This window comes from Mesorhizobium sp. M0659 (assembly GCF_040320605.1).
GTDB lineage: Bacteria > Pseudomonadota > Alphaproteobacteria > Rhizobiales > Rhizobiaceae > Mesorhizobium.
On record NZ_JAMYPY010000013.1, the window covers coordinates 1 to 13,203 of the forward strand.

General features: G+C 62.3%; 14 protein-coding genes. 4 read left to right on the plus strand and 10 right to left on the minus strand.

Annotated features, from left to right (window positions below; translation table 11 throughout):
* Nucleotides 1-228: transposase (locus tag NKI31_RS20305; RefSeq protein WP_352459861.1), on the plus strand; the 228-nt coding region annotated here is incomplete at its 5' end.
* A gap of 171 nt (nt 229-399) precedes the next feature.
* Here NKI31_RS20305 and NKI31_RS20310 read toward each other — a convergent pair.
* From NKI31_RS20310 to NKI31_RS20335, 6 genes are all read right to left on the minus strand, one after another.
* Nucleotides 400-1,239, minus strand: a complete 840-nt coding sequence (locus NKI31_RS20310) for an alkaline phosphatase family protein (protein WP_352652416.1) — start codon at nt 1,237-1,239, stop codon at nt 400-402.
* Nucleotides 1,240-1,303: 64 nt separating this feature from the next.
* Nucleotides 1,304-2,959, minus strand: a complete 1,656-nt coding sequence (locus tag NKI31_RS20315; protein ID WP_023671390.1) for an ABC transporter ATP-binding protein — start codon at nt 2,957-2,959, stop codon at nt 1,304-1,306.
* Entirely contained in the window at nt 2,959-3,783 is an 825-nt protein-coding gene (locus NKI31_RS20320) for an ABC transporter permease (RefSeq protein WP_023671389.1), read from the minus strand. The genes NKI31_RS20315 and NKI31_RS20320 overlap by 1 nt, the downstream gene beginning before the upstream one ends.
* A gap of 9 nt (nt 3,784-3,792) precedes the next feature.
* The gene (locus NKI31_RS20325; protein WP_023671388.1) at nt 3,793-4,752 is read right to left on the minus strand and encodes an ABC transporter permease; all 960 of its coding nucleotides are present in this window, start codon (nt 4,750-4,752) and stop codon (nt 3,793-3,795) included.
* A gap of 16 nt (nt 4,753-4,768) precedes the next feature.
* A complete protein-coding gene (locus NKI31_RS20330; protein ID WP_023671387.1) occupies nt 4,769-6,355 on the minus strand; it encodes an ABC transporter substrate-binding protein in 1,587 nt (528 codons plus the stop codon).
* Nucleotides 6,356-6,509: 154 nt separating this feature from the next.
* Complete coding sequence (locus tag NKI31_RS20335) at nt 6,510-8,495, minus strand: CocE/NonD family hydrolase (protein ID WP_352652417.1); 1,986 nt, start codon at nt 8,493-8,495, stop codon at nt 6,510-6,512.
* 181 nt (nt 8,496-8,676) lie between these two features.
* Here NKI31_RS20335 and NKI31_RS20340 point away from each other — a divergent pair, with 181 nt between their 5' ends.
* Both NKI31_RS20340 and NKI31_RS20345 read left to right on the plus strand, forming a co-directional pair.
* Nucleotides 8,677-8,931, plus strand: coding sequence for a BrnT family toxin (locus NKI31_RS20340; protein ID WP_352652479.1), 255 nt, complete (start codon nt 8,677-8,679; stop codon nt 8,929-8,931).
* Nucleotides 8,918-9,229, plus strand: coding sequence for a BrnA antitoxin family protein (locus tag NKI31_RS20345; protein ID WP_023671384.1), 312 nt, complete (start codon nt 8,918-8,920; stop codon nt 9,227-9,229). Before NKI31_RS20340 ends, NKI31_RS20345 begins: the two co-directional genes overlap by 14 nt.
* 10 nt (nt 9,230-9,239) lie before the next feature.
* Here the strand turns inward: NKI31_RS20345 and NKI31_RS20350 are convergent, their stop codons facing one another.
* The 4 genes from NKI31_RS20350 to puuE are packed head-to-tail and all read right to left on the minus strand — an operon-like array spanning nt 9,240 to nt 12,641.
* Complete coding sequence (locus NKI31_RS20350) at nt 9,240-9,833, minus strand: nucleoside deaminase (RefSeq protein ID WP_352652418.1); 594 nt, start codon at nt 9,831-9,833, stop codon at nt 9,240-9,242.
* A 3-nt stretch (nt 9,834-9,836) separates the two neighbouring features.
* Nucleotides 9,837-10,337 (minus strand): ureidoglycolate lyase, encoded by a 501-nt coding sequence (locus NKI31_RS20355; RefSeq protein WP_352652419.1) that lies wholly within the window; start codon nt 10,335-10,337, stop codon nt 9,837-9,839.
* Nucleotides 10,334-11,191 (minus strand): bifunctional allantoicase/(S)-ureidoglycine aminohydrolase, encoded by an 858-nt coding sequence (locus NKI31_RS20360; RefSeq protein ID WP_502899158.1) that lies wholly within the window; start codon nt 11,189-11,191, stop codon nt 10,334-10,336. Before NKI31_RS20360 ends, NKI31_RS20355 begins: the two co-directional genes overlap by 4 nt.
* Nucleotides 11,192-11,222: 31 nt before the next feature.
* The gene (puuE, locus tag NKI31_RS20365) at nt 11,223-12,641 is read right to left on the minus strand and encodes an allantoinase PuuE (protein ID WP_023831265.1); all 1,419 of its coding nucleotides are present in this window, start codon (nt 12,639-12,641) and stop codon (nt 11,223-11,225) included.
* Between the two features lie 184 nt (nt 12,642-12,825).
* On the opposite strand from puuE, the gene uraH reads away from it, so the two are divergent.
* On the plus strand, nt 12,826-13,200 hold the full coding sequence (gene uraH / locus NKI31_RS20370) for a hydroxyisourate hydrolase (RefSeq protein WP_023694734.1): 375 nt from the start codon (nt 12,826-12,828) through the stop codon (nt 13,198-13,200).
* Nucleotides 13,201-13,203: the final 3 nt, after the last annotated feature.

The following is a 13,203-nucleotide window of genomic DNA, read 5'->3' on the forward strand; positions in this document are numbered from 1 at the left end:
AGACAGCACCACAAGCATCTCAAATCCACCAACATGCTGGAGCGGCTCAACGAGGAAATCCGCCGGCGCACCTATGTCGTGCGCATCTTCCCCAACACCGAAAGCTGCCTGCGCCTGGTCAGGGCCTTGGCCGTCGAGACCAATGAAAACTGGATGGAGGCCAACCGATACATCAATATGGACGACCTGCGCGAGCACAAGAAGCTCGCTCTGCGCCAAGCCGCATGACCAGCATCATGGCCGCCCCATTTTGCAGAACTTGACGCACACAACCATGAAGGCCCGCGCCGGCGTTGGGGTATTTATGTTTGATGTTAGCGCTGCCCCTCACCCTTACCCCTCTCCCCGTATATTGACTGGGAGGGGGGTAGCGAACGTTTGGCTCAGCGACGACCTCCGTCAGTTCAAGAAAGGCTTAGCCTTCATGGTCTCCGGCACCGGCACACCCAGCCGCTTCAGCACCGTCGGCGCCAGTTGCAGTTGATCAAGCAGCGTGTCCGGATCCGGCCCTTTGCCGGCTCCGAAATAATACAGCGCGAAATCCTGCATTTCGTCGTCATGGCCGCCATGATGGCCGCGGTCTGTCTGGCCGTGGTCGGCGGTTACGATCACCTCGTAACCGGCCTGCCGCCAGCCCGGCAGGAAGGCTGCCAGCATGCCGTCCATCGCATAGCAGGCATGGTCCATTTCGTGGCAGTCATGGCCGAAGCGATGGCCCATCGAATCCAGAGTGCAGGTGTGCAGGATACCGTAGTCGATGGCATGGCGTCGGGTCAGCATGGTCAGCGTCGCAAACAAATCGACATCGCTTGGCGTCATCTGGTTGCGGGCATTGTAGCCGGTCATGGTGTGGAAGCGGCCATGCGCGATCGGTCCGTTGGGCTCGTCATACTCCATGTCCTCGACCAGATCGAACGGATAGGAACGAAAGAATTCCGACCAGTAGGAATGCGTCACTGCGCCGGTCTTGCCGCCGGCCTTGCTGACCTCGGAGAAAATATCCGGCTTGTTGACGAGAAAACGGTTCTCGTTGGACAGGATGCCGTGCTCCTGCGGCGAAACCCCGGTGTGGATCGAGGCATAGCAGCAGGCCGAGGTCGACGGCAGCACCGAGCGCATCTTCCACACCTGCGCCTCGCCCGACTGCACCCAGCCCTCGAGATTGCCCATCAGCCGGCGCCAGTTCCGGTAGGGCACGCCGTCGAGAATGATGAGCAGCAGTTTGGTCTTGAGCGCCATGGGCGGCTCCGGAAAGCTTTTGCCGTTGAAGGAAGTTTTCGCGACAAAGGCCGCGAATTCCCTACTAGTTCCCCGCGCTCGCCATGCGCCGTCCCTTGATCGCCTTTTCCAGCCAGCCGATCTCCATCTCGGGAACGGACGACAGCAGCAGGTCGGTATAGGCGTCGAAGGGCGGCGTCAGCACCTTGCTCTTGGCGCCATAGCGCACCACCTCGCCGCGATACATCACCGCGATCGAATCGGCGATCGACTTCACCGTCGCCAGATCGTGGGTGATGAAGAGGTAGGCGACCTTCTCGTGCTGCTGCAGGTTGAGCAGCAGCTTGAGAATGCCGTTGGCCACCAGCGGGTCGAGCGCCGATGTCACCTCGTCGCAGATGATCAGCTTGGGCTTGGCGGCGAGCGAGCGGGCGATACAGACGCGCTGTTTCTGGCCTCCGGAGAGTTCGGCCGGATAACGATCGAGAAAGCCCTTGCCCATCTCGATCTCGTCGAGCAGTTCGGCGACGCGCTTGTCGCGCTCGCGGCCGCGTATGCCGAAGTAGAATTCCAGCGGCCGGCCGATGATGGTGCCGACGGTCTGGCGCGGGTTCATCGCCACGTCGGCCATCTGGTAGATCATCTGCAATTGCCGCAGATCCTCCTTCGGCCGGTCGGCAAGCCTGTTGGCGAGCGGCCTGCCGTCGAAGGTGACGGTGCCTTCTTCCGGCGGCAACAGCCCGGTGATGGCGCGCGCCAGCGTCGACTTGCCGGAGCCGGATTCACCGACGACGGCCAGCGTCTGTCCCGGATAGATGTCGACCGAGACGTTCTTCAGCACCTTGACGTGGCTGCCGCCGTAAGCGGCGGTGACGTTCTTGACCGACAGGAACGGCGCGGCGCCGGGCTTCTGCTCGGCATGCTCGATCTCATGCACCGAGACCAGCGCATTGGTGTATTCCTGGCGCGGCTCCTTGATGATCTGGCGAGTGCCGCCCCATTCGACCAGCCTGCCATGGCGCAGCACCATGATCTCGTCCGAGACCTGGGCGACGACGGCAAGATCGTGGGTAATGTAGAGCGCCGCGACATGGGTGTCGCGGATGGCGTCCTTGATCGCCGCCAGCACGTCGATCTGCGTCGTCACGTCGAGTGCCGTGGTCGGCTCGTCGAAGACGATCAGGTCAGGTTCCGAACACAGCGCCATAGCCGTCATCACGCGCTGCAACTGGCCGCCGGAGACCTGGTGCGGGAACCGTTCGCCGATGATTTCGGGGTTTGGCAGGCTGAGCTTCTTGAACAACGCCACGGCACGTTTCTCGGCCTCGGCGCGTGTCGCCGTGCCGTGCAGCAGCGTTGCTTCCACCACCTGGTCCATCAGCTTGTGCGCCGGATTGAAGGCCGCGGCCGCCGACTGCGCGACATAGCAGACCTCGCGGCCGCGCAATTTGCGGAAACCTTCCTTGCCGCCCTTGAGGATATCGCGGCCGTTGAGCAGCACCTCTCCGCCGGTGATGCGCACGCCGCCACGGCCATAGCCCATCGACGACAGGCCGATGGTCGACTTGCCGGCGCCGGACTCGCCGATCAGGCCGAGCACCTTGCCCTTTTCCAGCGTCAGCGAGACATCGTGGACCAAAACGATGTTCTTCGGCGCCTCGCCGGGCGGAAACACTGTCGCTTCGATGCGCAGATTGCGGATATCGAGCAGCAGGCCGGGCTTTGCTTTTGTGTCAGCCATCACCCGCGTCCTCCCTTCAGGCTTGTCGTGCGGTTGAGCACCCAGTCGGCGACCAGATTGACCGAAATCGCCAGTGCTGCGATCGCCGCGGCGGGAATGAGTGCCGCCCCGATACCGAAGACGATGCCGTCCTTGTTCTCCTTGACCATGCCGCCCCAGTCGGCATCCGGCGGTTGCACGCCAAGCCCGAGAAAGGAGAGCGTCGACAAGAACAGCACCGCGTAGATGAAGCGCAGGCCAAGTTCCGAGACCAGCGGCGAAAGCGCGTTGGGCAGGATCTCGCGGAAGATGATCCAGCCGCTGCCTTCGCCCCGCAGCTTGGCGGCCTCGACATAGTCCATGACGTTGATGTCGACGGCCACCGCGCGCGACAGCCGGTAGACGCGGGTCGAGTCGAGGACGCCCATCACCAGGATCAGCGTCACCAGATTGGTCGGCAGCACCGAAAGCACGACGAGCGCCATGATAAGGGTCGGGATCGACATCAGCAGATCGACAAGGCGCGACAGAAGCGTGTCGAACCAGCCGCCGAACACCGCCGCCGAAAAGCCGAGGATGGCGCCGAGCGAGAATGACAGCGCGGTGGCCAGCACCGCGATGAACAGCGTGATGCGAGCGCCGTAGATCATGCGCGACAGAAGATCGCGACCGAGATTGTCGGTGCCCAGCAAATGTGCCGCCGTCATCGGTTCCCAGACATCGCCGACGATTTCGGCATTGCCGTACGGTGCGATCAACGGTGCGAAAACTGCCGCCAACACGAACATAGCCGTCAGCACGATGCCGATCAGCGCGGGGATGGGGATGCGTTTGATGTCGAGCATGCCCGCCGCCTATTTCGGATGTCTGAGGCGCGGATTGGCGACGATCGCCCCGATGTCCGCAATGATGTTCAGGCTGATATAAACGGCGGCGAAGACCAGGCCGACCGCCTGCACCACCGGCACGTCGCGCTTGGTGACGTGGTCGACCAGATATTGTCCCATGCCGGGATAGACGAAGATCACCTCGACCACGACGACGCCGACGATGAGGTAGGCGAGGTTGAGCATGACGACGTTGATGATCGGCGCTATGGCATTGGGGAAAGCATGCTTGCGGATGACGTTGAAGGCCGACAGGCCTTTCAGTTCTGCCGTCTCGACATAGGCCGACTGCATGACGTTGAGGATGGCCGCGCGGGTCATACGCATCATATGCGCCAGCACAACCAGCGTCAGCGCGGTGGCTGGCAACGCGATCGCCTGCATGCGCTCACCGAACGGCATGCCGTCATAGACCGTGGAAATGGCCGGGAACCATTGATACTTCACGGCAAAGAAATAGACGAGCACATAGCCGATGAAGAATTCCGGGAAAGATGTCGAGGCGAGCGCCAGGCCGGAGATCAGCTTGTCGACCCAGCCATTGCGGTAACGCACGGCGATCAGGCCGAGGATGATGGCCAGCGGCACGGCCACGATCGCAGCCCAGAAGGCGAGGAACAGCGTGTTCCACAGCCGCCCCTTGATCGACGTGGCAATATCCTGGCCGCTCGACATCGCCGTGCCAAGATCGCCGGTGAGCACACCGCCTAGCCAATGGAAATACCTGATGTAAGCCGGCTGATTCAGGCCGAGCTGCTCGCGCAGATTGGCGAGCGATTCCGGCGTCGCCGACTGTCCGAGAATGGCTTGCGCGACGTCGCCGGGCAGGATCTGGGTGCCGGCGAAGATCAGGACCGAAACGGCCAGCAAGAGGACGATGCCCAGCGCAACGCGCTGGGCCACAAGTTTCACGACGGGTGAGGACATATCCGCAAAGCCGGGCTCAGGCTTCGAGCCAGCACTTCGCCAGCGCGTAGCCGTTCATCAGCTCCTGATGCGGATCGTCTACCCAGCCGCCGACCTTGGCGCCTGTCGCATCGATGAACTGATTGAACATCGGCAGGATCAGGCCGCCCTCGTCGCGCACCAGCACGGCCATGTCGTGGTACATCTGCTTGCGCTTGGTCTCGTCGAGTTCGGCGCGTGCGGCCAGCACCAGCTTGTCGAAGTCCGGACGCTTGAAACGGGTGTCGTTCCAGTCGGCGGTCGACAGATAGGCGGTCGAGTACATCTGGTCCTGGGTCGAGCGGCCGCCCCAATAGGAGGCGCAGAAGGGCTGCTTGTTCCAGACCTCGTTCCAGTAGCCGTCGCCGGGCTCGCGCTTGAGCTCGATCTTGATGCCGGCCTTGGCCGCGCTCTGCTGGAAGAGCTGCGAGGCGTCGACCGCGCCCGGGAAGGCGACGTCGGAGGTGCGCAGCAGCACGGTGCCGTCATGGCCCGACTTCTTGTAGTGGAACTTGGCCTTGTCGGGATCATATTTGCGCTGCTCGATCTCGGAAAACAGCGGATAGGACGAATTGATCGGGAAGTCGTTGCCGAGCGAGCCGTAGCCGCGCAGCACCTTGTTCAGCATCTCTTCGCGGTCGATCGCGAGCTTCAGCGCCATGCGCAGGTCGCTGTTGTCGAAGGGCGCGGTGTTGCAATGCATGATGAAGACGTAGTGGCCGGGGCCGGCATGGTTGCGGATGGTGACGCCCGGTACGCGCTTGATGAGGTCGACGATCTTCGGCTCGACGCGGTTGATCATGTTGACCTGGCCGCCCTGCAGGGCCGCCGTGCGCGCGGTCGCGTCGTTGATGACGATGATCTCGATCTGGTCGGCATGGCCCATCTTGTCGGCCTGCCAGTAATTGGCGAAGCGCTCGCCGCCATGGCGCACGCCGGGCTCGTTGGTGGTGACCTTGTAGGGTCCTGCCGAGATGCCGGCATCCGCCTTGTCCTTGCCGCCGTTGGGCTGGACGATGAGGTGGTAGTCGCTGAGGAGATAGGGAAGGTCGGCGTTGGCCTCCTTCAGCGTCAGGACGACTTCCTTGCCACTGGCCTTGATGCTGTCGATGCCTTTCATGTAGCCCAGCGCGCCGGACTTCGATTTTTCATCGGAATGGCGCTCGAGGGTTGCCGCCACATCCTCAGCGGTCACCGTCTTGCCGTTGTGGAATTCGACGCCGTCGCGGATTTTCAGCGTCCACACCTTGGCGTCGTCCGACGAGCCGATCTCTTCGGCGATGCGGTTCTCGAGTTTGCCTTCCGGGGACAGCTCGACGATCAGCTCGCCCCACATCTTGCCAAAGGCGAACGGCACTTGCGTCATGAACAAAGCCGGGTCCAGGCTGTTCGTGGATTCGCCGCCTACGAGGCCGGCCTTCAGCGTGCCGCCCTTGACCGGGCCTTCCGCGCGAGCCGCACTGGAAAGCAGCATATTGGCGAAGGGCGCTGTGACGCCGAGTGCTGCGGCGCGGCCGAGGAAATCACGACGGCTCAGCTTGCCGGACGCAACGCGCCGGCTCAGATATTCGAGTTCGTTGGACATTTGAGTTCCTCACTCTGTTGGTTCGACCTTATGGTCGTTTTTTGCTTGTTGTTACCAAAGGGATATTGACCGGAAGGCAAAGCGGTAAGCAAGACGGAATGCGACATGCCGTGGCGTAAATCGTGCGTCGCAACTGGACCATTCGGGTGGACGCTCAGAGCAGGTCGCGCGGGATCGTCTCTTCGAAATCGCGTTCGAAAATCAGCGTTTCGCCCTCATAGGCTTCGATTCTGGCGCTGACGATGAAGTTTTGCGCATCGCAGCGCATTTCAGCCGACGTCTCGGTGCGCACCGACCATCCGTTTCGCGACAAGGTCTGCGTCCAGTGCGTGCGGCCCGAGGCAGACAGCGGGTCGTCGGGGTGGATCGTCCAGCTCTCGCGGGCAATGCTGCCATTGGCCAGTCCATGCGCGAGATCGCGCACTTCTCCGAAATCATCCGTGATCGACAGCGTGACGATGCCGGTCTTCTCATCGCGATCCACGTGACGCTCGGAATTCGCTGCACGGACTGTCGCGGTTGCCCAGGGTGTTGCGCCTTCGGGAGACTGGAATGAAGTCTCGTCGCTTTTTGCGAGCGGGCGCAGCGGCAGCCTCAGCGTCGCCGCTGAAAGGTCGAGCCGCACCGGCTCCGGCGACGGCCAGATCATCGGCCAGTAAGCGTTGGAAACAGCGATGCGCAGGCGGTGTCCGGCCGGCACGCGGTAGGCGCACTGGTCGAGAATAACGCGCGCCGAAACCGTTTCGCCCGGCACCAGCGCTTGCGGCTGTTCGTGCGAAGCGCGATGCGTCAGGTTGAGCACGCCGTAGGAGATCAGTTCCGAGGCGCCGTCGGGGTGCACGTCGCACAGTCGAACCGCGATGTTCGCCTGCGGGCGATCGGACGATATCCGGACCAGAAGCTCCGGCGCACCGACAATGTCGATGGCTTCGGCGAGCACAGGCTGATCAAAGCAGACCGATAGTGCATCGTCCGGACGCTGATCGCCCGGCAGCTCCGGGCCGAAGGTGAACGGAAAATACTCGCCGCCGGCGAGCCCGCAGCTTTGCGGGGTCGCAATGATCGCCGGCCTGGCGCCGTCAGCAATGATTTCGATCTTGCGCGTCTTGATGTTGGGCGACGGCCATTTCTGTTCGGCCACCCAACGGCCCGGCCGCTCCGGGTGCCAGCGCGCCGGCCGCACACTGTCCATGACATAGGCGCGGTAGTCCGGGTCGGCCTCGACGCCGGTGTCGACGCCCTTCAACCAGCTGTCCCACCAGCGCAACGCCTCCTGCAGGAAGCCGATGGCGGGTTTGGGTTCGGCATAATGCGGGTATTTGTGGATCCATGGCCCGACAATGCCCTTCACCGGCGCCTGGATGTTGGTGACCAGATGCGAAATCGTGTTGCGGTAGCCGTCATGCCAGCCGCCGATCGACAGTACGGCGGCTTTGACCGCGGAGAAATCCTCGCAGATCGAACCGCGTTTCCAATAGGCGTCGCGATGCTGATGGCTGAGCCAGAGCGGCAGAAGGAAAGACTGGTTCTCCAGCCGCGTCAGCCAGAGGTCGCGCCAGCGATTGTCGCCAGCAATCAGCGGATCCGGCGGTCGCGACGAATAGGACAACATGGTCGAGGCCCAGCCGAAATTTTCCGTCAAAAGGCAGCCGCCCTTGTAGTGGATGTCGTCGGCGTAGCGGTCGACGGTCGAGCACAGGCTGATCACCGCCTTCAGCGCTGGCGGCTGCTTGGCCGCCACCTGCAGGCAGTTGAAGCCGCCCCAGGAAATGCCCATCATGCCGACGCTGCCATTGCACCAGGGCTGGCTGGCCGCCCAGGCAATCACATCGCAGGCGTCCTGCAATTCCTGCTCGGAGTATTCGTCGTCCATCAGACCTTCGGAATCGCCATTGCCGCGCATGTCGACGCGGATCGAGGCGTAGCCGTGGCCGGCAAAATAGGGATGCGTCAGTTGATCGCGAAAGATGGTGCCGTCGCGCTTTCGATAGGGCAGGTGCTCAAGGATTGCCGGTACCGGATCCTCGCTCGCATCGTCCGGCATCCACACCCGCGCCGACAGCCGGCAACCATCCGGCATGACGATGCCCATATCGGGGAATTCGACGACCTTGCGGGGAAATTCGGTGATGGTTTTCATGCGATGCTCCAGGATGTCAGTGACGCATGAAGCGGGCATGTCATGAAGTCAAACGGGCGACGGCCGGTGTCGCCGCGACGACGCCACGATATGTAGCCCGATTGTTTTGCCTGATGTTGCAGGATTATAATTAATGTATTACATTTATTAACTGAACCCAACGTAATGAGGATGGTTTCGCCTGAAAATCGTTTGGGATGAGCCAAATCGCGTGACGAACCTGGACAGCCGGGGTCTCGATTTTGCCGAACTCGATATTGAGTTTTTTGCGACTTCAACCGTCCTTCCAGCCAAGGCCGACCGGTTCAAGGCGATTGGCGAATTCGGAGAGATCATCCTGGCCGTGATTTTCAAGCCGCTTGGTTCGGAGGCGATTTCGGTGATCTCGATGCGCCGTGCCAGCCGAAAGGAAAGGTCAGTATATGAACAATCCTAAATCGCGTGTTCGACCGCTTACCGATGCGGAGGAAGTGGAAATTCAAAGACAAATTGTTGATGATCCCGACGATGCGGAGACGACAGACGAACAGTTGGCGCAAGCCAGGCCTTTCGCGGAAGTGTTTCCAGAACTTTTCGAGAGCATAAGGCGTGCTCGTGGCCGGCCAGCCGTGGAGAAGCCTAAGCAAGTCGTGTCCATCCGTCTGGATCAGGATGTCATCAGTAAATTCAAGGCGACCGGCAAGGGCTGGCAGGCCAGGATCAACGAGGTGCTGAAAAACGCGAAGGTAGGCTAGGCAATCCGCGTCAGTTCAGCGGAATGTCGTTTTCGGACTTGCGCGCCTGATAAGCGCCGGACAGTTCGTCGTAGCGGGCGGAAATATTGCCGATCCTTGCCTCAAGCCGGCCGCGCTCGGCCTCGGGCAGCGCCCGCACCAGCCTGCGAATGGAAAAACTCTTCCAATAAGCGTTCTCGGCATTGTAGCCGCCGGGATCAAGAGTGAAGACCTCTTTCAGGATTTTCAGATCGTGCGGGATCGCAAAGCTGTCGCGTGAATCCTCGTGGCTGAAGAGGTAGTAGAAATTGTCGAAGCCGGTCCAGGTGATCGCCGACAGGCAGAGCGAGCAGGGCTCATGCGTGGCGATGAAGATGGCGTCCTTGGTGTCGACGCGCTCGGCTTTCGGCATTTCATAGAAACGCTTCAGGCAGTGCACCTCGCCATGCCAGAGCGGATTTTCCATCTCGTTGTTGGTTTCGGCCAGCACCAGCGAGCGGTCGCCCTTCCGCAGGATGGCGGCGCCGAACAGCTTGTTCCCATGGGCCACGCCCTCTGCCGTTTTCGGCACGATGTCGTGCTCGATGACATCGAGCAGGCGGTCGATCAGCGATATGTCGGTCATTTCTCAGGTCTCGTTAGGGAGATGGACTTCGTAGGGGTGCGAGAAATGGAACTCTTCGAGGTTGGAGCCGTCACCGCCGCGGTCGACGATGACGAAATCCTGCGCTTCGCCGAGCGGCGTCAGCACGCCGTGCCAGAGATTGCGCGGATAGTTGACGCCTTGCCCGGGTGCGGTGATGAAGGCGTGCGGCTCGCCCGGACCGTCCTTGCCGTCATGGCAGACGACGACCAGGAAAGGCCGCGGTGACAGCGGGATGAACGCCTGGCTGCCTAAGGGATGGCGCTCGACCATGGTCAGCTTCAGCGGCAGGTCGTAAGGCGTCCCGCGCGCCATCGAGATCACCACGCGGGCATTCGGTCCCGCGGCTTCAGCGGTGGCGAGACCGTGGTAGCGCTCGGTCTTGCCGCCATTGATCGGGTAGTGATTGCCGCCGCCCATGTCGATGACATCGCCGAAGCCGGCAAAGCTTTCGCGGGTCAGCGGCCGCGCTGTGATGCGGGTCACCGCGCGCGACCGCCAAAGCCCGCCCCGCCGAGCTTGGCGTGCCGGTTGACGTCCTTGTAAAGGAGATAGCGGAATTTGCCTGGGCCGCCCGCGTAGCAGGCCTGCGGGCAGAAGGCGCGCAGCCACATGAAGTCGCCGGCCTCGACCTCGACCCAGTCCTGGTTGAGGCGGTAGACCGCCTTGCCTTCCAAGACATAGAGCCCGTGCTCCATGACATGCGTCTCGGCAAACGGGATGACGGCGCCGGGCTCGAGTGTGACGATGGTGACATGCATGTCGTGGCGAATGTCGGCCGGATCGACGAAACGGGTCGTCGCCCAGCGGCCCTCGGTGCCGGGCATCGGCGTTGGCGCCACTTGCTGGTCACTGCTGAACAGGGCTTCCGGCGCGTCGATGCCGTCGACGGGCTCATAGGCCTTCCTGATCCAGTGGAAGCGTACGGCGTCGCGACCTTCGTTGCGCACCGTCCAGCCGCTGTCCGGCGGCAGGAAGGCAAAACCGCCGGCTTGCAGCACGTGCTTCTTGCCGGCCAGCGAAACGGTCAACTCGCCCTCAACCACGAACAGCACGCCCTCGGCGCCGGCGTCCGGCTCGGGCCGGTCGCTGCCGCCGCCAGGCAGGATCTCGACGATGTACTGCGAAAATGTCTCAGCAAAGCCCGACAGCGGCCTCGCGATGATCCAGGCCCTGGTCTCGTCCCAGAACGGCAGTGGGCTGGTGACGATGTCCTGCATCACCCCCTTGGGGATGACGGCATACGCTTCGGTGAAGACGGCGCGGCCGGTCAAAAGCTCATTTTGGCCAGGATGGCCGCCACGCGGCGCATAGTAGGTTTTCTGGTCAGTCTTGATCATATCCATAGGTCCTGACCCCTCGGTCATTTCATTAGAGCGGGAGCATGTCTTTCAGGCGGAGCAGCGCGATGCGCTCGACCTGTTTGCAGGCGGTATCGAGTTCGATGCCGCGGCTGTTGCCGATGCGCGCCTCGAACTCGGCGAGGATCTCCTCCTTGGTCTTGCCCCGCACCGCGATGATGAAGGGGAAGCCGAAGGTGGTGACGTAAGCGGCGTTGAGCTTGGAAAACAGCTCGCGCTCCTTGTCGGTCAGCGCGTCGAGTCCGGCGGAGGCCTGCTCGCGGGTCGATTCCGCCGTCAGCCGCCGCGCCTTGGCCAGTTTTCCGGCGAGATCGGGATGCGCGTTGAGGACGCCGATCCGCTCGGTTTCGCTGGCGGCGCGGAAGACGCGGCAGAGCGCATTGTGCAGGCCGCCGGCGCTGTCATGCGCCGGCCCAAGCTCCAGCTCATAGGCACGTTCGGCGATCCAGGGCGAATGTTCGAACACGCCCCCGAAAGTGTCGACGAAGGTCTCGAACGCCATCTTCGACGGCTTGAGCGCCGCCGGCTGGTAAGGGTGGTTCTCCTGCCAGTGCCTGGCGATATCGATGCGCCGTGCCAGCCAGACCTTGTCGTGCGATCTGACATAGTCGACGAAGCGCTTCAGCGCCGCCACCCGCCCGGGACGTCCGACGAGGCGGCAATGCAGGCCGATATTCATCATCCGCGGCCGGCCCGCTTTGCCCTCGGCATAGAGCGTGTCGAAACTGTCCTTCAAATAGGCGAAGAACTGGTCGCCGGAATTGAATCCCTGCGGCGTGGCGAAACGCATGTCGTTGGCATCGAGCGTGTAGGGGATGACGAGTTGCGCGCCGCCGCCGTGCTCGAACCAGTAGGGCAGTTCGTCGTCATAAGTGTCCGACACATAGTCGAAGCCGCCCTCTTCGGCCACCAACCGCACCGTATTGACCGAGGTGCGGCCGGTGTACCAGCCGGTCGGCCGTTGGCCCGTCACCTCGTAGTGCAGCTTGATCGCCGCTTCGAGGTCGCGGCGCTCGTCCTCGGCGCTGTGGTCGCGGTAGTCGATCCATTTCAGCCCGTGCGAGGCCATTTCCCAGCCGGCCTCCTGCATCGCCGCCACCTGGTCGGGCGACCGGGCTAATGCTGAGGCGACCCCGTAGCAGGTCACCGGCACTTGCGCCTCGCTGAACAGGCGCAGCAGCCGCCAGAAGCCTGCCCGCGCGCCATATTCGTAGATCGATTCCATGTTCCAGTGGCGCTGGCCGACCCAGGGCGCGGCGCCGACGATTTCCGACAGAAAGGCTTCCGAGGCCTTGTCGCCGTGCAGCACGCAGTTCTCGCCGCCTTCCTCGTAGTTGACGACGAATTGGACGGCCACATGCGCACCGCCCGGCCATTTCGGATCCGGCGGATTGGCTCCGTAGCCGCGCATGTCTCTAGAGTAACGCATTGCCCCTCCCCGCCGGACGCTGCCGGAAGTTATGATCAGGATAGTCGAAAGGGTTGCTCGCGCATTCCCCCGAAATTTTTGAAAGTGTTTTTGTGCCACTCCGCTCGACCGGGACTTATGCATCGCCTTTAATTGGCGCACAATTCACTGCTTTGTTCGGCTGTATCGGAAATGGGAGGCGCCAGTGGCAGAAACGTCGAAAGCCGATGGCGGACGTCTGACGACGCATGTGCTCGACACCGCGACCGGCAAGCCGGCGGCGGGCCTGTCGATCGCGCTTTATCATCTTGAGAGCGACGCGCGGATACATTTGAAGACCGTCGTCACAAATGCCGACGGCCGCTGCGATGCGCCGCTGCTGGCAGGAGCGGAATTCCGCCTTGGAGAATACGAACTGGTGTTCGCCGCCGGTGACTATCTACGCGGCCAGGGCACCAAACTGCCGGAACCGGCCTTCCTCGACAGTGTGCCGATCCGCTTCGGCATGGCGGAATCCGTGCATTATCACGTGCCGTTGCTTATCTCTCCTTATGGCTACTCGACCTACAGGGGGAGCTGACGC